Below are 20,848 nucleotides of genomic sequence, written 5' to 3'. Positions count from 1 at the left end.
CCTACTGCCTACTGCCTACTGCCTACCAATCAGCGCCCGCGCGATGATGACGCGCATGATCTCGTTGGTGCCTTCGAGGATCTGGTGGACGCGCAGGTCGCGCACCAGCTTCTCGATGCCGTAATCGTGCAGATATCCATAGCCGCCATGCAGCTGCAGCGCCTGGTTGGCAATGTCGAAGCCGATATCGGTGACGAAGCGCTTGGCCATCGCCGACCATTTGCCGGCGTCCGGCGCCTTGCGGTCGAGCTTGGAAGCGGCGGCGTAGAGGAAGATGCGGGCCGCCTGCAACTCCGTCTCCATGTCGGCCAGCCTGAACTGCAGTGCCTGGAACTGGTTGATCTTGGAGCCGAAGGCCTTGCGCTCGGCCGTATAGGCCAGCGCCTTATCGAGCGCCGACTGCGCGCCGCCCAGCGAACAGGCGGCGATGTTGAGCCGGCCGCCATCGAGCCCCGCCATGGCAAGGCCGAAGCCGGCGCCTTCCGCGGCAAGCAGGTTCTCGGCCGGCACCTTGCAGTCCTCGAAGACGACCTGGCGGGTCGACTGCATGTGCCAGCCCATCTTGTGCTCGTTGGCGCCGAAGGAGAGGCCCGGCGCGTCCTTCGGCACGACGAAGGTCGAGATGCCTTTCGGACCGTCGGCACCGGTGCGCGCCATCACGACATAAAGGTCGCTGTCGCCGGCGCCGGAGATGAACTGCTTGGCGCCGTTCAAGACATAGTCGCCGCCGCTCTTCATCGCGCGCGTCTTAAGCGCCGCTGCGTCCGAGCCCGAGCCGGGCTCGGTCAGGCAATAGCTCGCCAGCCATTCCATCGAGGTCAGTTTCGGCAGGAGGCGCTGGCGCTGCTCGTCGCTGCCGAAGCGGTCGATCATCGAGGCCGCCATGTTGTGGATGGAAATGAAGGAGGAGAAGGCCGGGTCGGCGTGGGCCAGAGCCTCGAAGATCAGCACCGCGTCGAGCCGCCCAAGCGCCGAGCCGCCGACATCGTCGCGCACATAGATGCCGCCGAGGCCGAGCGGGCCGGTCTCACGGATCACATCGGCGGGGAAGTGCTTCGTCTTGTCCCAGTCGAGCGCATTGGGCGCGACGCGGTCCGCCGCGAAGGCCTGGGCCATCTCCTGAATGGCGCGCTGTTGCTCGTTGAGTTCGAACTGGCCAGTGCCCGCATCGACTGTCGCGTCCATGGCGTGCTCCCTGTCGTTTCAGGCCTTCTGGCCTGTCGTTTTTGGCTTTGCGCACCGTTCAATCTAGACCAATGATGCCGCCGCGCAACCCGGCTTCCTGCGGACCGGCTGTGCGTGAAATGACCAACGGAGCTCGTACGTGCCGACAATTTTCGATGAGTTGCTGGACCGGTTCCACGCCTATCTCGCCGGCGCCGACAATAATCTGGTCGCGGACGAAGTCGCGCGCATCGGCTGGGACATGCCTGTCCGTTCGCTCGAACCGCGGGCGCTTGGCTGCCTTGGCTATCTCGATCGCATCGCCGAGCTTGCGCCGGCCGACGCCCAGCCGCTGGCGCGGTTCGTTGCCGACCATCGGGGTGAGTTACGCTGGGGGCAGACCTATACCGCCGCCGATTTCGGGCAGGGCTTTGTCGACAATTACGGCTGGCTGGAAGTGTTCGGCATGCGCGGGCATTTCGTCAATGACGCGGTTGCGGCCGGGCTGCTGATCCTCGGGCCGGACATCGTCTATCCAGACCACCACCACATCGCCGAGGAAATCTACGTCCCGCTGACCGGCGGCACGGAATGGCGGATGGGCGAAGGCGGTTTCCATACTCGCGACGCCGGCGAGGTCATTCACCACGCCTCCAACGTCAGCCATGCCATGCGCACGGGCAAGGAGCCGCTGATGGCTCTCTATCTCTGGCGCGGCGGGCCGCTGGCGCAGAAGTCGACGATCGGCTCGGGAGGCAGAGGCTGATGGCCAAGGCGATCATGCTGCAGGGCACCGGCTCGGATGTCGGCAAGACGGTGCTGGTCGCGGGGCTTTGCCGCGCCGCGAAGAATCGCGGGCTGAAGGTCAGGCCGTTCAAGCCGCAGAACATGTCGAACAACGCCGCCGTCGCTGACATTCCCGGCGGCGACAAGGCCGGCGAGGGCGAGATCGGCCGCGGGCAATGGCTGCAGGCGCTGGCCTGCGGCGTCCGGCCGACTGTCCATATGAACCCGGTGCTGCTCAAGCCGCAGAGCGATATCGGCTCGCAAGTGGTGGTTCAGGGCAAGGTCTATGGCGAAGCGCGGGCGCGCGACTACCAGGCGATGAAAACCGGACTGATGGATGCGGTGCTCGATTCCTGGGCCAAGGTGGGCGAGGGCGCCGACCTGGTGATCGTCGAAGGCGCGGGCTCGCCAGCCGAGATCAACCTCCGCAGCCGCGACATCGCCAATATGGGTTTTGCGACGCGCGCCCATGTGCCGGTGATCCTGGTCGGCGACATCGACCGCGGCGGCGTTATCGCGTCCGTGGCCGGCACGCATCTCATCCTGCCGGAGGAGGACCGGTGCATGATCGCCGGCTATCTCATCAACAAGTTTCGCGGCGATATGTCGTTGTTCGACGACGGGATCAAGGCGATAGAAACCTTCACCGGCTGGCGCTGCTTCGGCATCGTGCCCTGGCTGAAGGCGGCCGGCCGGCTGCCTTCGGAGGATTCGGTCGTGCTCGAGCGCCTCGCTTCCGGCGAGAAACGGGCGCTGAAGGTGGTGGTGCCGATGCTGGCGCGCATCGCCAATTTCGACGATCTCGACCCGCTGAAAGCCGAGCCGCAAGTCGAGGTCGTGTTCGTGCCGCCGGGCAAGAAGCTGCCGGAAGATGCCGGACTGGTTGTCGTCCCCGGCTCGAAGTCGACGATCGGAGACCTGCTCAAATTCCGCGAGAACGGCTGGGACCGGGATCTTCTCGCTCACCGCAAGCGCGGCGGCCATGTCGTCGGCATCTGCGGCGGCTATCAGATGCTCGGCCGCATGGTGCGCGATCCCGACGGCATCGAAGGCAGCGTGACAGAAGCCGAAGGCCTCGGCCTGCTCGACATCGAAACGGTGATGGAGCCCGAAAAGACCGTGCGCAATTCAAGCGCGCATTCGGTGCAGTTCGGCCTGCCGCTCGAAGGCTACGAGATCCATCTCGGCCGCACCACCGGCCCGGACACGGCGCGTCCGTCGACGATCCTCAACGGTGTCGAGGACGGCGCGGTTACCGCCGACGGCAAGGTGATCGGCACCTATCTGCACGGGCTGTTTTCCGCCGACGCCTTTCGCGCCGCCTACCTGGAGAGCCTTGGCGTCAGGGGAGGCGGCATTGACTATCGCGCGGACGTCGAGAGGGCGCTGGACGAGGTCGCGGACGAGCTGGAGCGGCATCTCGACTGCGATGCTATTTTTAGACTGGCGCGATAGGTCAGTTCCACCGCAGGGGGACTGGACCGGCCGGATGTGCCTGAGGATCGCGTGCCTTGGCGATTAGCCGAGCCGTTCATGCGGTCGTCATTCTATGGCGGAGCAAGGAGCGAAGCGACGCGCGCAGATCATAGAACCCATTCCGTGACGTCAAGGTGTTGCAACGGTGCAGAATTCGCTCCGCTGCATTCTTCGGCGAGAGTAACGGAATGGATCCTCGGGTCTGCGCGCGTCGCTTCGCTCCTTGCTTCGCCCGTGGATGACGAAGTTCAGGCGCTGTTGCCAGTCCCCAACGTCGGTGAGACTTCCTACGCCTTCTCTCCCGCCTTCGGCCAATAGGTGCCGAAGGACCAGACATTGTCTTCCGGGTCGAGGCAGATGAACTCGCGGCTGCCATAGTCGCGGTCGACCAGTTCCTGGATGATTCTCGCGCTGGCTTTCTTCGCCTTGGCATAGGTGGCATCGACGTCGTCGACGGCGATGTAGATCGACTTGCCGCCGCCGCCGGGCTCGCCGACCATCTTGCCGTAATCGTCGTCGCGCGCCGTGCCCAGCATGATCATCGAGGAACCGAAAGTGAGCTCGGCGTGGTGGACGATGTCGCCCTCGCCATAGCGGGCGCGCAGTTCGAAGCCGAAGGCCTCGCTGAGCCAGTCGATCATCTTAGCGGCGTTCCTGTAGCGCAGGGCCGGATAGAGGCGGGGTGCTTCGTTTGCTGTCGGCATGACAATCTCCCTGTGTCGGTTGATGAATGCCAGCCTGTGCGAAAGCGGTTTCCGCGTCTTGAAGAAATGTTACCTCGGTCAGGCCTACATCGACGCCGCGAGCCCTGTCGGCGTTTCTCCGGCCAACTGACGGAACTCGCGCACCAGATGCGCCTGGTCGGCGTAGCCGCAATCGGCGGCGATGCCGGCCCAGTCGTCTTCCTGCCGCCTGGACAGCAAGAGCGCGCGGTTGAAGCGCACGATGCGCGACAATGTCTTCGGGCCGATGCCGATCGCGTCGGTGAATCTCGCCGCCAGATGCTTGCGGCTCCAGCCGATCTCGCCGGCGAGCGCCGAAACACGGGTGCGGCCGCCCGACATGATGACTGTTCTGTACGCCCAGGCGATTTCGGGCGAAAGCGCATTCGCCTCCGCAAGGCGGCCGGCGATGAAGCCCTCGGCAATGTCGAAGCGCGCGTTCCAATCCGATGCCTCGCCAAGCCGTTCGCGCAATGCCATGCCGTCAAAGCCCAGCGCGTCGTCCAACCCGACCATGCGATCGCGCAACTCGCTCATCGGCAGGCCGAAGAACCGCCTGGCGCCAAGCGGCGTGAAATTGACCTGGACGCAGCAGGAGCCGCCGAAGGATTCGATCATGACCGGCCCAGCATAGAGACCGGCGGCGAAACTGGCGTAGTGATCGTTGTCGCCCGGGCTGTGACCGAGGCCGATGGCGAAGGCTTCGGCGAAGCTGATCACCAGCGGCACGGTCAGCGAGGCATATTCGACGATGTGGAAATGGCCGGGCAATGTCTCGCGATAGCCGCAGATATCCGTGACAATGCCGGCCAGCGAGGCGGAGGGCTTGCGCCGCACCATCTCGAAATGGATGGTGGGAGAGCGGTTATCCTGTCGAAGGCGCTCTGTCTCGTCGGACATGCCGAGAGCCTATCAGAATATGCTCGCCAGAATCAAAAGCGCCCGGCAGGGCCGGGCGCTCCGAGTTGCCTGAGATTGGCTATTAACGGTTAATGCAATTCCGGACGGAAAACTTTTCCTGGAATTGCTTTAGGTGCCGCGCATCAAACAGCCGGCGGCAAGCACGATATAGGCGATGAGCATGATCCAAACGGACGCAAGCGGAATGAATGCAAGAAGGCCAAGCGCGGCGAGAAGGCCGATGATGGCGATAACCAACGAAATAATGAACACGATCTGGGTGGGCGCACTGAGATTCATGTCTGGTCCCTCCAACCTGATTCGCAACACCCGAATTCTACCAGCATGCGCCTCACATACCAATGAGCTGGCGTAAGGGATTGGCCGGATCGGCCAGCAGCTTCACAGCGAGCGCCAGGCAGACGACCACCAGCAACGGCTTGATCAGCTTGGCGCCGATGCGGATGGCAAGGCTCGCGCCGACACGGGCGCCGATGAACTGCGCCACGCCCATCATCAAGCCGATCTTCCAGTCGATGACGCCGACGGCGGCAAAGACGACGAAACCGCCGATGTTGGAAGCGAAGTTGAGCAGCTTGGTATGCGCCGTCGCCTTAAGCACGCCGTAGCCGGCAAGGGTGACGAAGGCGAGCATGTAGAAGGAGCCGGCGCCGGGACCGAAGACGCCGTCATAGAAGCCGATCAGCGGCGGGATGATCAGTCCGAACAGGAAAGGCGACAGCCGCTCGGCGCGGTCGACGTCGTCCATGTTCGGCTTCAGCGCGAAATAGAGGGCGATGGCGATCAGGAGCAGCGGCAGCAGGGCGCGCAGGAAATCGCCGGGCACGACCGTCGCCAACAGGGCGCCGACCGCGCCGCCGACAAGCGCCAGCAGCGCCGACGGCAGCTGGCGGCGCAGGTCGACCTGACCGTTGGCGGCATAATGGATGGTGGCCGAGCCGGAGCCGAACATGCCCTGCAATTTGTTCGTGCCGAGTGCTGCGACCGGCGAAAAACCGGCGAGCAGCAGCGCCGGGATCGTGATCAGCCCGCCGCCGCCGGCGATCGAGTCGACAAAACCCGCCGCAAAAGCGGCGGCGACGAGAATAAGGACGGTCTGCAGGGTAAGGTCGATCATCGGGGAGGGGTGATTGGAAGGAAGGAAGCCGCAGCTTCCATCACGCTCAGTCAGTTTGCGCAAGACCAATTCCATGTCAGAGCGGTTCGCCGTTCCACGCCGAACCGCCCGTCCTTCGCTTTGGCGCAATTCCGGACGGAAGGCTACGGCGAAGTCGCCGAGCCTAAACGCTCACACTTTTCCTGGAATTGCTCTAACAATCCAATCGGAATCGCAAAGGGAGCTTGGTGGCGATGGCGCTGCTCGACCAGATACGTTCGATCTTCGACGGTGACCCGGGTGTGCGCAAGGTGGCGGACGACCCGGTGCTGTCGGCGGAACTCTTGATGCTGTTCCGCATGATCCTGGCTGACGGCTCGGTCTCGGAGAGCGAGATGGTCGTCTTCCGGCATATCTGCAAGGAAGCCTTCGGCATTCCGGAGGCCAGCATCGACAGCGTCATCAAATATCTCAACGATTATGGCTACGAGACCAACGGCTCGCAGGCGATCGCGCTGTTCCGCGACCTCGATGTCGAGCGGCGAAAGCTGCTTGCGCGCCACATGGCCGAGATCGCCAAGGCCGATGCCAGGCTGGCGGAGAGCGAGGTGAAACTTCTGCGCCGCACGCTCGACCTGCTCGAAATCAGCCCCGTCGATCTGGTGAAGCCGGAGAACTGAACTACCCCTGTTCCTGCATTTTGCGCGCGATAGCGCGGTGAAGGTCGGGCGCCGCCGCGACCAGCGCCTGCGCCGCTTCCGAGCGCGGATGGTCGAGCACATCGGCCGCCCGGCCGCGCTCGACGATCTTGCCTTCATGCATGACCAGCACCTCGTCCGCCATGGCGCGGGCGACCGTCAGGTCGTGCGTGATGAAGAGATAGGCGATGCCGAGCTTCTGGTTGAGCTCGGCGAAAAGGTCGAGGATCTGGGCGCGGATCGAGACGTCCAGCGCCGAAACCGGCTCGTCGGCGACCACCAGCTTCGGCCGGGTGATGATGGCGCGGGCGATCGACAGGCGCTGGCGCTGGCCGCCGGAGAACTCATGGGGGTATTTGTCCATGTCGCGCGGCCCAAGGCCAACTTCATCGAGCGCATGCGCGACCATCTCGCGGCTCTCAGCCTTTGCCGGCGGCTTTTCCAGAAGATGCAGCGGCTCGGCCACCAGCTTCTCCACCTTCTGGCGCGGGTCGAAGGAGCCGTAAGGATCCTGGAACACGACCTGCATGTCGCGCCGGGCCGGCCTCAGCGCCGATTCCGGCCTGCCGGTGATGGCCTCGCCGCGAAAGCGGATCGTGCCCGCCGTCGGCTTGTCCAAGGCGAGGATCATGCGGGCAAGCGTGGACTTGCCGCAGCCCGAGCGGCCGACCAGCGCTACCGATTGGGCGGGTTCGATGGTGAGCGAGACATCGTCGACGGCGCGGATCGATTGCGCCGGCCGAAACAGGGATATGCGCCGTCCCGGATAGTCCCGGCCGACGTTTTCGACTTCAAGCAAGGGTTTTGCCGAGCCGGCAAGGTGCGGTTTCGGGCGCGCCGGCACATGCATGGAGGCCAACGCCAGCTCGCGCGTGTAGGGATGCTGTTGCTCCGACAGCGTGCGTGCGGTGTCGCCGGCCTCCGTCACCTCGCCGTGACGCAGGATGGTCAGCCGATCGGCCATCTCGGTCACAACCGCGAGGTCGTGCGAGATGAGCAGGAGCCCCATGCGGTTTTCGCTGACCAGATTGCGCAAAAGGTCGAGGATCTGGGCCTGCAGCACCACGTCGAGCGCCGTTGTCGGCTCGTCGGCGATCAGCAATTTCGGTTTAAGCGCGCAGGCGATGGCGATGACGACGCGCTGGCGCTGGCCGCCGGACAGTTCGTGCGGGTAGCGCGACAGCGGGAATTTGGCCTCCGGCAGCCCGACGCGGTCGAGGATCTTTCGCGCGCGGTCCTCGGCCTCGGCGCGGCCCGCCCTGGTGTGCCAGCGGATGCCTTCGGCGACCTGCTCGCCGATGGTCTTGACCGGGTTCAGCGCCGTCATCGGTTCCTGGAACACCATGCCGATGTCATCACCGCGCAGGGCGCACATCTGATCTTCGCTCGCGGCAAGGATATCGATGCCGTCGAAGGCGACGCGGCCTTTAGCCCGCGCCAGATTCGGCAAAAGCCGCATGATCGCCAGCGCCGTCATCGACTTGCCGGAGCCGGATTCGCCGACCAGGCCGACCACCTCGCCGGGCGCGATTGTCAGCTCGACGCCTTTCAGGATCGGCGTATCACCGATCGAAAGCGACAGATTTTCGATCTCGAGCAGGCTCATCGGCGCCGCCGCGATTTCGGATCGAGGATGTCGGCAATGCCGTCGCCGAGCAGGTTCAGCCCAAGCACGGTGATGACGATCGCCATGCCGGGGAAGATCGCCATCCAGGGTGCGGTCACCATGCGCGTCTGGGCGTCGAACAGCATGCGGCCCCAGCTCGGCATCGGCGGCTGGGCGCCGAGGCCGACATAGGAAAGCCCGGCTTCGGCGAGAATGCCGAGCGCGAACTGGATCGTGCCCTGGACCAGCAGCAGCGTCGCGATGTTGGGCAGGATGTGCTCGATGCTGATGCGCGTCATGCCCTTGCCGGCGGCGCGCGCGGCAAGGATGAACTCGCGCGGCCAGATGGCTAAGGCTCCGGCCCGCGCCACGCGGGCGAAGACCGGGATGTTGAAGATGCCGATTGCGATGATGGCGTTGACGGCGCCCGGGCCGAAGATCGCGGTGATCATGATTGCCGAGAGCAAGGCCGGAAAGGCGAAGACGAGATCGTTGACGCGCATCAGCGCCTCGTCGGCCATCCCGCCGCGCGCCGCCGCGAAGGCGCCAAGCGGCACACCGATGCCCATGCCGATGCCAACCGCGACCAGCGCGACGGCGATCGAATTGCGGGCGCCGACCATGATCATCGACAGGATGTCGCGGCCGAAATGGTCGGTGCCGAACCAGTGCGCCCAGGAGGGTGCCTGCGTCTTGTCGGCGATCACCAGTTTTGTGACGTCGTAAGGTGTCCAGACGAAGGAGAGGAGCGCGACGGCCACGATCAGCAGCGTGATGACAAGCCCGATCAGGAATGAGCGGTTGCCAAAAGCCTTGGCCAGCACGCCGGCAAGGGTTTCCTCGGGCAGGTCGACGCGCATGGTCATTGCCGGCCTCTGAGGCGCGGGTCGACGATGGCGTAGGAGAAATCGACAACGAGGTTGATCAGGATCACGGCGGCGACCAGCAGCATGACGATGCTCTCGACGACGATCAGGTCGCGCTGGGTGATGGCCTGGAAGATCAGCCGGCCGAGGCCGGGCAGGTAAAAGACATTCTCGATGATGATGGTGCCGGCCAGCAGGAAGGCGAATTGCAGGCCGAGGATTGTCAGCACCGGGATCATGGCGTTGCGCAGCGCATGGCGCCATAGCACGGCGCGATAGGGCAGGCCCTTGGCGCGCGCGGTGCGGATATAGTCTTCGTTGAGCACCTCGATCAGCGCCGAACGGGCGACGCGCCCCAGGATCGCCGCCTGCGGCAGCGCCAGGGCCACGGCCGGCAAGACCAGAGACTTCAGCGCCGTCCAGATACCGGCGCCCCAGCCCGGAAAGCCGCCGGCGGGAACCAGGTGCAGCCAGACGGCAAACAGATAGATCAGCATCAGAGCGAACCAGAAATTGGGCACGGCGACACCGAGCTGGGCGGCGCCCATGGCCAGCGTGTCGCCGGCCCGGCCCTGCCGGCTGGCCGAGAACACGCCGACCGGAATGGCGATGATGGTCGAGAGCGCCAGCGCGATCAGCGCCAGCGGCAGGGAGACGGCGACGCGCTCACGCACGAGGTCGATGACAGGCACCGAATAAGTGTAGGAGCGGCCGAAATCGAGGCTGAGCAAGCCCGCCGCCCAGTGCAGGTAGCGCAGGACCAGCGGCGCGTTCAGCCCCATCTGGTTGCGCAGCACCTCGACTTGGTCGGCGCTGGCATTGAGGCCCAGCATCAGGCGCGCCGGGTCGCCGGGCAGGATCTCCATGACCGCGAACACCACCATCGAGGCCAGCACCAGTGTGAGGGCCGCGATGATCAGGCGCTTTACGAGGTATGCGGTCATGGGAGGCGATCGGGCGATCGCGCCGGCCTCAATCCGTCCACTTCACCTTGGTGAGATCGTCAGCCTCGATCGGCCAGTTCGTCCACATGCCCTGCAGCTTGGCGTCCCAGACGCCAATCTTGGGCAGCTCGAACAGGTAGACGGCGGGCACATCGTGCGCGAGAATCCTCTGTGCCTCACCCAGCAGCTCCAGCCTCTTGTCCTTGTCGACCGTGGTGCCGAGCTCCTTGATGACATCGTTGAACTTCGGATTGTCATACTGGAAATAGTAGCCGGGCCGCGAATAGATATCGATGTCGTTTGGCTCGACATGGGAAACGATCGTCAGGTCGTAGTCCTTGTTGGTGAAGACCTGGCTCAGCCACTCCGCCCATTCGACCGGAATGATCTGCAGATTGACCCCGATCTCCTTCAGTTGGGACTGAATCACCTGGCCGCCATCGCGTGCGTAAGGTACGGGCGGCAGCTTGATCGTGGCCGAAAAGCCGTTCTCCAACCCCGCTTCCTTCAGATACTCCTTGGCCTTGGCGATGTCGTGCGGGTAGACGCCGGTGAGATCGACATAGCCCGCATCGCCTGGCGAAAAATGAGAGCCGATCGGCTTTCCAAGACCGTTCGAGGCTGCGTCGATGATGGCACTGCGATCGATCGCCGAGGCGAGCGCCTGCCGCACCGCAAGCTTGTCGAAAGGTGGCTTCTTGTTGTTGATCGACAGGATTGTCTCGCCCTCGGTCGAGCCGATCACGACGCTGAAGCGCGGATCGGACTGGAGCTGTGCAAGCGCGTCTTGCGCGGGCATGTTGGCGAAAGCCTGGATGTCGCCCGAGAGCAATGCGGGGACAGCCGCGGCGGCGTCGGGCACGATACGGAATGTCGCCTTGTCGAGCGCGGCGGGCGTACCCCAGTAGTCCGAGTTCTTGACGAGCGTGATCTCGGAGCCTTTGGCCCAGTGATCGAGCTTGAATGGACCGGTGCCGATCGGCTTGTCCTTATTGCCGTCGGCCGACCCCTTCGCCACGATCACCGCCGCAACCTGGCCCATGTCGTAGAGGAAACTGCCCTGCGGCCCGTCGAGAGTGACCTTGACGGTCGACGGATCGACCGCCGTGACATCGGTGATGTGCGCAAAGAGCTGCTTTTGCGGATTGAGCGAATCCTTGGCGCGCGCTCGGTCCAGCGAGAATTTCACGTCGTCGGCGCTGAAGGCCGAGCCATCGTGGAACTTCACGCCGGAATGCAGCTTGAACGTGTAGACCTTGCCGTCGTCGGAGACGGCCCAGCTCTCGGCGAGAGCGGGCTCGACCTGGCCGTTGTCGTCGATGCGCGCCAGCCCTTCGAAGACATTGGCATAGGTGACTTCGCCGATGGCAGCGGCCGCGCCGGCGGTCGGATCGAGATGCGGCGGCTCGAGCACGATCCCGAGCGTGAGATCGGGGCGCGCGGCAAAGGCCGACGTGGCGGCGGCAAGCGACAGCGCAGCCGCGGCCAAGATGGTCTTCCACAGTTTCATCACTGAACTCCCATTTGCTCAAACGTGCTCAAGCTGGCGGATAGAAGCGTGATTTCGCGCGCGAGTAAATCGCGTTTCATGCTGCCTTGCCTCGCCCGGCGGAATGTTTTTCCCACTGTCGTCCGATCAGTCCGTCGTTCCTCTCAAAAGCACATTGAGACCGATCGCCATCACCTTGGCCGATTCCACCATGTCGGCGATGCCCACCCATTCGTCCGGCCTATGCGCAAGGTCGAGAATGCCCGGGCCATAGGCGATGCAGTCATAGAGGTGGCCGATGCGCGCGACATGCTTCTGGTCGTAGGTGCCGGGCGAGATCACATAGTCGGGCTCGCGCTCGAACACCGCCATGATGCCTTTCGCGACAGCCTGCACCACCGGCGCGTCGCGCTCGGTCATCAGCGGCAGAACCTCCATCAGGTCGCGGATCTCGTAGTCGAATTTCTTGCGCTCGCGCTTCAGCCGCTCGAGGATGCCCGTGACTTCGCCTTTGACGGCGGCGATGTCCTCTTCGAGCAGGAAACGCCGGTCGATGGTGAGCCGGCAGGAATCAGGCACGTTGGGCGAGGGAAGCCCCGGCCGGAAATCCTCGGTCTGGCCGCCATGGATGGAATTGATGTTCATGGTCGAGCGCCGGGCGCCCTCCGGCACCACCGGCATGCGCGTCATCTTGCGGTCGAGCGCCGGGAATAATTCCTCCTCGAAGGCCTGCAGGACGGCGCCCATATGGCGCACCGCATTGTCGCCGAGGAACGGCATAGAGCCGTGCGCGATCTCGCCCTTGGTCTCGATCTCGGCCCACCAGACGCCGCGATGGCCAAGGCAGATGCGGTCCTTGTTCAGCGGCTCGGGGATGATGACGTGGTCGACTTTCGGCTTCGAGAAATAGCCGAGCCGCGCCAGATGGGCGACGCCGCCGAAACCGCCGGATTCCTCGTCCGCCGTGCCCGATATCTCGATGGCGCCCGGAAAATCTGGATAGACCTCCATGAAGGCCTCGACAGCGATGACGGAGGCGGCCAGGCCGCCTTTCATGTCGCAGGCGCCGCGGCCATAGACCCTGCCGTCCTTCACCACGCCGGCAAAGGGATCGACGGTCCAGCCGTCGCCGGCCTCGACCACGTCGATATGCGAGTTGAAATGCACGCAGGGACCGGGCGAGCGGCCCTCGAAACGGGCGACGACATTGATCCGCGGGTAGCGGTCGCTGTCGCCTGGCGCGCCTTCGGCACGGATGAACTCGGTTTCGAAGCCGCGTTTCCTGAGACGCGCGCCAAGAAACTCGGCGCATGGCCCGTAGGCCTCGCCTGGCGGGTTGACGGTCGGAAAGCGGATCAGGTCCACGGTCAGCGCAACGAGGTCGTCGACCCGGTCCTCGACCGCCCCGAGAAGTCGCTCATTCATGCGAAGTCGTTCATTCATGCGGCGGATTGAAGAAGGAACGCAGCACTTTTGCAAGCAACCAGTCGCTCATTGCCACACAAACGACCGAAGCATGGACCAACGCCTCGCCTAAACTTCAGAGGGTGCGTGGCGACGCGGCAACTATACCGCGAAAATCGTTCAAATTCGTCGCATTGGATTGGCGGAATCGTCAAGGAGTGTGTGGTACTTAACGCATCTGCCGGCAAAAAGATGGAAAAACCGCGCGAATGGCAGGGGCAATCAAAGGGGTTTGATCGCATGAAAAAGTTCGTTCTCATGGCAACCGTGCTGGCAACCGCGTTGTTCGGCATGTCCGTCGCAAGCCGGGCGGCCACGCTGGTCGCCAATATCGACGTCTCGTCGCAGACCATGACCGTCAGCAAATATGGCCAGGTGGTCTATCGCTGGAGCGTGTCGACCGCGCGCAAGGGCTACTTCACGCCGCGCGGCAGCTATCGGCCGCAATGGACCGCCCGGATGTGGTATTCGCGCAAGTATGACAACTCGCCAATGCCCTATTCGGTGTTCTTCCACGGCGGCTACGCCATTCACGGCACGGGGTCGGTAAGAAATCTCGGGCGCCCGGCCTCGCATGGCTGCGTGCGCCTGCATCCGGCCAACGCCGCGACCTTCTATGCGATGGTCAAGGAAGTCGGCTTCGGCAACACGCGGATCGTCGTCGCCAACTGATCCGGGACGGCGGAGCGACCGGTTACTGGCCGGCTGTCGCCCTCGCCTGTCCGCGCTTGCGGCGACGCCCGCTGATTTCCCAGCGCTTGTGGAACCACATCCACTGCCCAGGATCCTCACGCACCCAGCGCTCGACCACATCGGTGAGCAGCTGGGTGGTGGCAGCGACATCGACACTGCCGCTTTCGCTGCGCGGCAAGGTCAGCCTGTCCTCTATTTCCAGACGGAAGCGGTTGCCCGGCAGCCTGACGCAGCGGGCGGGGTAGACATCGCAGTCATAGTGACGGGCCAGCATGCCGAGCATCGGGTTGCTCTGGCACGGGCGGCCGAAGAAAGTCGTGTCCACGCCGCCCGAGAATTTCTGATCGACCAGCACGCCGATATTGCCGCCCTTCTCCAGGATGGCGGCAAGGGCGAACGACGCGCCGGCGGCGGAGGGCAGCAGGGCGCCCATCGAGGAGCGGCGCGTCGAGTGGATGTAGTCGGCGAGATAGGGGTTGTTCGGCGGGCGAAACAGCGCCGTGATGTTCATGCCGAACGTGGCGGCGGCCACCGGCAGCAACTCGAAATTGCCGAGATGGCCGGTGAACAGGATATGCGGCGTCTTCTCATCGGCGATCTCGAGGAAATGCTCGACGCCGCGCACCTCGACCCGGCCCGGCTTCGAAGCGTTCGGATCGAAGTCGAACAGCGCGTCGAGGAAGATGTACTCGGCCGCGAGGCGGGCCATGTTGCCCCACATGTCGCGCGCGATGGCTTCGATCTCAGCGTCGCTCTTTTGCGGATAGGCAAGGCGCAGATTGTTGACCGCAACGCGATGGCGCCCGACCATCGGACCGATGCGGCGGGCGATGCGGTCGGCGAAATTGAGCGCGCTGTCCGGCGGCAGAAGGCGCAGCAGCGAGAGCAGAACGATAGCGAGCTTCGCGACCAGCCAATGCTCCAGCTGGCGCAGTCGCCGGCCGTAGCGGAACATGAAGTCCCGGCGGGCTTTCCTGAGCACCTTGCCGACCATCTTGTCCTACGAAACGCGGAGGATGATCTTGCCGAAGACGTCGCGGCCTTCCATGCGCTTCAGCGCGGCGTCGATGTCGTCGAAGCCGACTTCGGTATCGATGACCGGGGCAACGAGCCCCGCCGCCATCTTCTGCATGGCGTTGGCCATGTTCTCCATGCGGCAGCCGAAGGAGCCGAGCAGTTTCAGCTGCTGCTGGAAGAGCTGCATCAGGTTGACCTGCGTTGACACGCCCGAGGTCGAACCGCAGGTGACGAGACGGCCGCCGCGCTTCAAGGACAGCATGGAGCCGGCGAAGGTGTCGGCGCCGACATGCTCGAACACGACATCGACGCCCTTCTTCCTTGTCAGCTTGCGCACCACGCCTTCGAAACGATCCTCGCGGTAGTTGATGACATGGTCGGCGCCAAGCCCCTTGGCCTTGTCGATCTTGTCGTTCGAGCCGACCGTGGTGATCACCGTGCAACCCATCTTCTTGGCGAGTTGGATGGCAGCGGAGCCGATGCCGGAGCCGCCGGCATGGACGAGAATGGTTTCGCCCGGTTCCAGCTTCGCGTTGTCGAACAGCATGTGCTCGACCGTGCCGAAGGTGACCGGCGCGACCGCCGCGCCGATTTCGGTGACGCCGGGAGGCGCGGGCACCAGAAGGCGCGCCGGCAGGTTGATCTTCTCCTGGGCAAAGCCGTCGAGATGGAAGCCATGGACGCCGGAAACATGCTCGCAGAGATTGTCACGGCCTTCGCGGCAGGCACGGCAGAGCCCGCAGGTGCGCGCGCCGTAGATCGACACCAACTGTCCCGGCAGAAGGTTGGAGACGCCCGGTCCGACCGCCTCGACCTCGCCGGCGGCCTCGGCGCCGACGACCAGCGGCAGCTTGCGCTTGGCAAACGCCATGCCGCGCCAGCCCCAGACGTCGATATGGTTGAGCGCCACCGCCTTGATGCGGAGCGTCACTTCGCCCAGCGAAGGCGGCGGGGGAGGCGGCAGGTCCACCGTTTCAAGGCGGCGGTCCTCGATAAGTTGCAATGCGCGCATGTGGCCTGTCAGGTTCTGCTCTAAAGCGCGATGCGCTTTAGTTTCTTTGTTTATGCATGTCGTTGTAGCAAAACCGATTTCACTTTTGCGCGACATGCATCAGCGGAAAAAATCCGATTAGACCGGTTCCCGCGCCATGACAAGGCAGGTGTTCTGGCCGCCGAAGCCGAAGGAATTCGACAAAACCGTTCCGACCTCGGCGTTGCGCTTCTTGTTCGGCACGACATCGAGCACGATAGCCGGATCGGGATTGTCGTAGTTGATCGTCGGCGGGATGACGCTTTCGCGCATGGTCAGCAGCGAAAAGGCGGCCTCGACCGCGCCGGCGGCCGACAGCGTGTGGCCGATCATCGACTTGTTGGACGAGATCGGCATCGAGCCGATGCGCTCGCCGAAGACGGTGGACAGCGACAGGTGCTCCATCTTGTCGTTTTCAGGCGTCGAGGTGCCGTGCGCGTTGACGTAGTCGATCTCGTCTTCGCCGAGGCCCGCATCGGCCAGGGCGGCGCGCACGGCGGCGATAGCCGGCGAGCCGTCGGGCTTGGAGCGGGTTCGGTGGAAATCGTCGGCCTTTTCGCCGCAGCCGCGCATGATGCCGAGGATCGTCGCGCCGCGCGCAAGGGCGGCTTCCAGCGATTCCAGCACGAGCGCGCCGGAGCCTTCCGCCAGCACGAAGCCGTCGCGGTCCTTGGAGAAGGGTTTTGAGGCCTTCTCGGGGATATCGTTGTGGGTGGAAAGCGCCGAGAGCAGCGAGAAGCGGATCAGCGCTTCGGCGGTTGCCGAGCCGTCGGCGCCGATCGACAGCGCCTTGTCGCATTCGCCGCGCCGGATCGCCTCGACCCCGAGCTGGATGGCGGTGGCGCCCGAGGCGCAGGCGGTCGACAGCGTGATCGGCAGGCCGCGCGTGCCGAAGCGGTCGGCCAGGCGATCGGCGATCGAGCCGAACTGCGTGGTCTCGAAGACATCCAATTCCTTCAACCCGCGCGCCACGCGCAGCAACCTTTCGGCGCCAGCGTCCTGCTTGTCGGAATTATAGAGCGAGAAGCGGTCGGTCCAGTCGAGCTCGACCGGCGGCGAGGCCAGGAACAGCGGGCCACCGAAATCGCCGGACTCCAACCCAGCTTCCGAGACGGCCTCCTGGGCCGCGGTCTCGGCCAGCTCGTAGGTGAGATGGCTGGCGCCCTTGGAGCTCGACGGCAGGAAGTCGACCATGCCGGAAATGCGGGTGTTGAGCTGATCGACCGGAAAGCGGGTGATCGGATGGATGCCGGATTTGCCCGAGGTCAGCGCCGCCCAGTTGTCCTTCTTGCCGACGCCGAGCGAGGTCACCACGCCGATGCCGGTCACGGCGACGATAGGCCTGCCCATATGGTCTCGGAGATTGGCCATGTTTGCGTCTCTTTCTAGGCGGCCTTGATCAGCCCCAGGCCCTCGAATTGGTGATAGCCGATCGCCGTTGCAAGGACGCTATTGGGCGCGCCCTCGAATTGCCGTTCCACTGTGGCATCGAAGACAGGGTAGGCGGCCTTGCGGTCGACGGCCATTGCCGCGAGCGCAACCGCAAAGGGGAATTGAGCCTCCTTCATGTGGCCGGTCAATGTCGAGAAGGCACGCATGGCCAAGGCCGGGTTGGCGTCGAGCACCGCCTTTTCGGCCGCCGTGGCGGCGTGGGCGCCGGAGGCGGCGGAAATCGTCAGCAGATCGCCGTCGGGAAGGGCTGCCTGCTTCAGCAATGCGGCGATTTCGGCATTCAGTTCACCGCGCCGGCGCCTGGCGCGGCCGGAGATGACGGGGCCAAGCTCGGCGTAGATCTTGCGGCCGCGGTTTTTTGCGTGCTCGCGCTGTTCCAGCACCAGGAAGGCGCCGCCGGAGCCCGTCACCACACCGCCGCCTTCGGCGCCCTGGCGTTGCCAGACCGGCTTCCATGGGCCGCGATGCAGGTAACCGGCGAGCTCATAGCCGAGCAGCATGTCGGAATGCTCGGTCTGAAAGGCGCCGCCGACCAGAACATGCGTCGACTGCCCCGAGCGGATGCGCGCCGCCGCCGTCTCGACAGCCGAGACGCCGGCGCCTTCCTCGCCCATGAAGGTGCGGGAGGAGCCGGTGACCTTGTGAACGATCGAGATGTTGCCGGCGAGCAGGTTGGAGAGCTGGGCCAGGAACAGGGTCGGCCGCAGTTCCGTGGTCAGCTTCTCGTTGAGCAGCACGTCGCGGTCGTTGCGGCTCTCGGAGGCCGCGAGGATCGCGGCATCGACGGCTTCGTCGCGCTCGCCGCCACCGGCCGCCACCACCATGTCCATGGTCGCGCAAAGCTCGTCGTCGCCCTTGATGCCGGCGTCATCCAGCGCCAGGCCGGCGACATAGGTGCCAAGGCGCTGCCAGGTTTCCATCTGGCGCTGGTCGCCGCGCTTGGCGATCTGCAGGTTCCAGTCGATCTCGGGCAGGGGATGGATGGTGTAAGGCGCAAAGCGCTCTGCCTCGAGCACCGGCTCAAGGCCCGGTCGGGTGAGCTTCTGCCAATGCGCATCCGGACCCTCTCCAAGCGAAGAGACAAGGCCGATGCCGGTGATGACGACGTCGTGAGAACTCATGGGCGGCTGTTGTGGGTCAGCTGGCAGGGCGCGTCAAGACCGCGCCCGAGCCGGCTCAGGCGGCCTTGGCCGCGACCAGCGCGTCGATCTTGGCGCACAGGTTCTTCATGACGAAGTAGTCGTCGGTCGAGGCCTTGCCGTCATTGACCTCCTGCGTCCACTTCTCGAGCGGCACCTTGATGCCGAATTCCTTGTCGATGGCAAAGACGATGTCGAGGAAATCGAGGCTGTCGATGCCGAGATCGTCGATGGTGTGGCTCTCGGGCGTGATGGTGTCGATATCGATCTCGCTGGTGTCGGCAATGATCTTGGCGACTTTCTCGAACGTGGTGGACAAGGGCTCTTCCTTCGGTTGCGGGCGGAATCTGTCCGCATCTTGTTTGGGCGCTGTCTAATCGGTTTTTCCCGGCAGGAAAAGGCCTGATGCGCCGGGGCAGATGGGATGCCGGCTTTGGGAACGCAAGAAGGGCCGCCGGTCTATCCGGCGGCCCTTCCCATTTTACGCGGCGTCAGCTTTCTATTCCGATGCATGTCGTTGTTCCAAAACCGGAACCACTTTTGGGCGACATGCGTCAGTCGCGGAGCTTAACCAGGTCGTTGAGCAGCCCGCCCGTCCCGTTGTGGACGGTGAGCCGCTCGACCTTGCCGGCGATGGTTTCGAGAGCCTCGAGCTCCTTCAGCCGCAGCATCACCGGGTTCTCGGCCATCACCTTGGCCGTGTTGAGCAGCGAACGCGTGGCGTTCGTCTCCTCGCGGCGGCGGATGACGTTGGCCTCGGCCTGCTTCTCGGCCGCGACCACCTGGTTGAGGATCTCGCGCATATCGCCCGGCAGGATCACATCCTTGAGGGCGATATCGCTGACCTCGACGCCGATCGCGGCCATGTCGTCGCGCACCTTGGCCGCCGCGTCCTCGTCGACCGTCACCTTCTTGTCGAGGATCTGGTCGAGCGTGAGCGCGCCAAGCGTCTTGCGGAAGGCATACTGCAGGGCGCGGTAGAGGGCTTCCGAGAAGTCCTTCACCGTGCTTACCGCCTTGACCGGATCGACGACCCGGTATTCGGCGGCGATGTTGACGCGGATCGTCACGCGATCCCTGGTCAGCATTTCCTGCCCGGCGACATCGAGCGACTGACGCTTGATGTCGACGACCTTCACCTGGACCATGCGGCCGACACTCCAGAAGGCGTGCACGCCCGCTTCAAGCGTGCGGGCAAAGACGCCGTCCACGAAGAGCAGCCCGACCTGACCGTCCACGACCGGATTGACGAAGATGTGCTCCGTCTTCCGGGCCTGGCCGATCCGGCGCATCAAGTCCGGATCGACGGCGAGATCGGCTGCCGTATCGACAGACGTCACCTTCCACGGTCCGGCATCCGTCCACAGCACGAGCTTGCGGTCCGTCGACAGCACGGCATGGAGCGCGCCGTCGCGTTCGACCACGGCAACGTCGGTGCGCCCAGTGCGAACGACGGTGAAATGACGCGCGGCCACGTCCGGGAGCTTGTCGAACAACGCCTTCTCGTATGCCGAAACGAATTCCGGGTTCTTCAGGTCGTGCCTGGAGATTTCCAGGTTTCCGCGCCGGTTGGCGAGCCAATGTTCGCCCGGCATCAGGATCGCCTGGATCTCGCCCTTGTAGAGGGCGACGGCACGTTCATTTTCCTTCACGAGGACGCGCTGGCGTCCAAGAAGCTTTTCGAGAATGGTCTTCATTGTCTTACTCCTGTCGGGCATGGCCCCATGCGAGGCGTCACGTCATGCGTCGATCATCCTTTCGTTTTCTCGTTTCACGTCGTCGTACTTCATGTCCTGGGCACGAATGATCCAGGGACCGGTGGCATCGATCCGCGGCGGGCCTTCGGGAGCGGATCGCGGGGCGGCGAAGCGGGCGCCGGAAGCCGAAGCTTCCCTTGCCGGCCGCGCCGCGCCTTGATCGTCACCGCAGGCCTGGCCGCGAGCCGATGGCGCAGAACATCGCCGCCCGGCAAGGCCGAAGCCCTGCCGTCCGTGAAGTCCTCGCATTCCGGTCCCCGGACCGTTTTCGAATAACACCGTGGAGGGTGCTGGCTTTCGAGGCCAATGGAGAAGGATTCGAACCTTCGACCGTCAGATTATGAGTCCGATGCTCTACCCAACCTGAGTGCCTTTCCCGAGAGATGGGTGACAGTTCATTCCGGATAGATGGGTTACACTTTCGGCCCTTTGCGAGGAGAGCAAGGTGCCCTGGAAGGAGTGTAACGTCATGGAAGAGCGGCTGAAGTTCATCGCCCGGCTGCTGGACGGCGAGAAGATGGCCGTGCT

20 protein-coding genes and 1 tRNA gene are annotated in these 20,848 nt (G+C 64.3%); 4 read left to right on the top strand and 17 right to left on the bottom strand.

Features of this window, described 5'->3' with window-relative positions:
• Nucleotides 1–15 precede the first annotated feature (15 nt).
• Nucleotides 16–1,185, bottom strand: a complete 1,170-nt coding sequence (locus FJ414_RS29995) for an isobutyryl-CoA dehydrogenase (RefSeq protein WP_140647963.1) — start codon at nt 1,183–1,185, stop codon at nt 16–18.
• A 139-nt stretch (nt 1,186–1,324) separates the two neighbouring features.
• On the opposite strand from FJ414_RS29995, the gene FJ414_RS29990 reads away from it, so the two are divergent.
• On the top strand, nt 1,325–1,930 hold the full coding sequence (locus FJ414_RS29990) for a dimethylsulfonioproprionate lyase family protein (RefSeq protein WP_140647962.1): 606 nt from the start codon (nt 1,325–1,327) through the stop codon (nt 1,928–1,930).
• Entirely contained in the window at nt 1,930–3,405 is a 1,476-nt protein-coding gene (locus FJ414_RS29985; RefSeq protein WP_140647961.1) for a cobyric acid synthase, read from the top strand. Before FJ414_RS29990 ends, FJ414_RS29985 begins: the two co-directional genes overlap by 1 nt.
• A gap of 308 nt (nt 3,406–3,713) precedes the next feature.
• Here FJ414_RS29985 and FJ414_RS29980 read toward each other — a convergent pair whose 3' ends face one another.
• From FJ414_RS29980 to FJ414_RS29965, 4 genes are all read right to left on the bottom strand, one after another.
• Nucleotides 3,714–4,130, bottom strand: a complete 417-nt coding sequence (locus FJ414_RS29980; RefSeq protein WP_140647960.1) for a VOC family protein — start codon at nt 4,128–4,130, stop codon at nt 3,714–3,716.
• A gap of 84 nt (nt 4,131–4,214) precedes the next feature.
• Nucleotides 4,215–5,048: an AraC family transcriptional regulator gene (locus FJ414_RS29975; RefSeq protein WP_140647959.1), complete on the bottom strand. Its 834-nt coding sequence runs from the start codon at nt 5,046–5,048 to the stop codon at nt 4,215–4,217.
• Between the two features lie 129 nt (nt 5,049–5,177).
• Complete coding sequence (locus FJ414_RS29970; protein WP_140647958.1) at nt 5,178–5,348, bottom strand: hypothetical protein; 171 nt, start codon at nt 5,346–5,348, stop codon at nt 5,178–5,180.
• 52 nt (nt 5,349–5,400) lie between these two features.
• Nucleotides 5,401–6,186 (bottom strand): TSUP family transporter, encoded by a 786-nt coding sequence (locus FJ414_RS29965; protein WP_140647974.1) that lies wholly within the window; start codon nt 6,184–6,186, stop codon nt 5,401–5,403.
• A 227-nt stretch (nt 6,187–6,413) separates the two neighbouring features.
• Between FJ414_RS29965 and FJ414_RS29960 the strand changes: the two genes are divergently transcribed.
• Nucleotides 6,414–6,845 carry a TerB family tellurite resistance protein gene (locus FJ414_RS29960; protein ID WP_140647957.1) on the top strand — a complete coding sequence of 144 codons (432 nt, stop codon included), beginning with the start codon at nt 6,414–6,416 and terminating at the stop codon, nt 6,843–6,845.
• Between the two features lies 1 nt (nt 6,846).
• On the opposite strand, the gene FJ414_RS29955 is transcribed toward FJ414_RS29960, so the two are convergent.
• The 5 genes from FJ414_RS29955 to FJ414_RS29935 form a co-directional block, all read right to left on the bottom strand.
• Nucleotides 6,847–8,469, bottom strand: a complete 1,623-nt coding sequence (locus FJ414_RS29955; protein ID WP_140647956.1) for a dipeptide ABC transporter ATP-binding protein — start codon at nt 8,467–8,469, stop codon at nt 6,847–6,849.
• Nucleotides 8,466–9,335: an ABC transporter permease gene (locus tag FJ414_RS29950; protein ID WP_140647955.1), complete on the bottom strand. Its 870-nt coding sequence runs from the start codon at nt 9,333–9,335 to the stop codon at nt 8,466–8,468. The genes FJ414_RS29955 and FJ414_RS29950 overlap by 4 nt, the downstream gene beginning before the upstream one ends.
• A complete protein-coding gene (locus tag FJ414_RS29945) occupies nt 9,332–10,279 on the bottom strand; it encodes an ABC transporter permease (protein ID WP_140647954.1) in 948 nt (315 codons plus the stop codon). The genes FJ414_RS29950 and FJ414_RS29945 overlap by 4 nt, the downstream gene beginning before the upstream one ends.
• Nucleotides 10,280–10,307: 28 nt before the next feature.
• Nucleotides 10,308–11,789 carry an ABC transporter substrate-binding protein gene (locus tag FJ414_RS29940; RefSeq protein ID WP_140647953.1) on the bottom strand — a complete coding sequence of 494 codons (1,482 nt, stop codon included), beginning with the start codon at nt 11,787–11,789 and terminating at the stop codon, nt 10,308–10,310.
• A 126-nt stretch (nt 11,790–11,915) separates the two neighbouring features.
• Entirely contained in the window at nt 11,916–13,193 is a 1,278-nt protein-coding gene (locus FJ414_RS29935) for an acetylornithine deacetylase/succinyl-diaminopimelate desuccinylase family protein (RefSeq protein ID WP_140647952.1), read from the bottom strand.
• 279 nt (nt 13,194–13,472) lie between these two features.
• Between FJ414_RS29935 and FJ414_RS29930 the strand changes: the two genes are divergently transcribed.
• Nucleotides 13,473–13,904, top strand: coding sequence for a L,D-transpeptidase (locus FJ414_RS29930; RefSeq protein WP_140647951.1), 432 nt, complete (start codon nt 13,473–13,475; stop codon nt 13,902–13,904).
• 22 nt (nt 13,905–13,926) lie between these two features.
• Here the strand turns inward: FJ414_RS29930 and FJ414_RS29925 are convergent, their stop codons facing one another.
• From FJ414_RS29925 to FJ414_RS29895, 7 genes are all read right to left on the bottom strand, one after another.
• Nucleotides 13,927–14,919: a lipid A biosynthesis lauroyl acyltransferase gene (locus FJ414_RS29925; protein WP_140647950.1), complete on the bottom strand. Its 993-nt coding sequence runs from the start codon at nt 14,917–14,919 to the stop codon at nt 13,927–13,929.
• 6 nt (nt 14,920–14,925) lie between these two features.
• On the bottom strand, nt 14,926–15,954 hold the full coding sequence (locus FJ414_RS29920; RefSeq protein ID WP_140647949.1) for a zinc-binding dehydrogenase: 1,029 nt from the start codon (nt 15,952–15,954) through the stop codon (nt 14,926–14,928).
• 117 nt (nt 15,955–16,071) lie between these two features.
• Nucleotides 16,072–17,343, bottom strand: a complete 1,272-nt coding sequence (locus tag FJ414_RS29915; protein WP_140647948.1) for a beta-ketoacyl-ACP synthase — start codon at nt 17,341–17,343, stop codon at nt 16,072–16,074.
• A 14-nt stretch (nt 17,344–17,357) separates the two neighbouring features.
• Entirely contained in the window at nt 17,358–18,545 is a 1,188-nt protein-coding gene (locus FJ414_RS29910; protein WP_140647947.1) for a beta-ketoacyl-ACP synthase, read from the bottom strand.
• Nucleotides 18,546–18,600: 55 nt separating this feature from the next.
• Complete coding sequence (locus FJ414_RS29905; protein ID WP_027167184.1) at nt 18,601–18,882, bottom strand: acyl carrier protein; 282 nt, start codon at nt 18,880–18,882, stop codon at nt 18,601–18,603.
• 235 nt (nt 18,883–19,117) lie between these two features.
• Nucleotides 19,118–20,260: a slipin family protein gene (locus FJ414_RS29900; protein WP_140647946.1), complete on the bottom strand. Its 1,143-nt coding sequence runs from the start codon at nt 20,258–20,260 to the stop codon at nt 19,118–19,120.
• Between the two features lie 367 nt (nt 20,261–20,627).
• Nucleotides 20,628–20,697 (bottom strand) — tRNA-Met (locus FJ414_RS29895).
• Nucleotides 20,698–20,848: the final 151 nt, after the last annotated feature.

Origin of the sequence: Mesorhizobium sp. B3-1-6, from assembly GCF_006439555.1 — a bacterium.
GTDB lineage: Bacteria > Pseudomonadota > Alphaproteobacteria > Rhizobiales > Rhizobiaceae > Mesorhizobium.
This window is presented reverse-complemented; position numbering and strand designations above follow the sequence as displayed.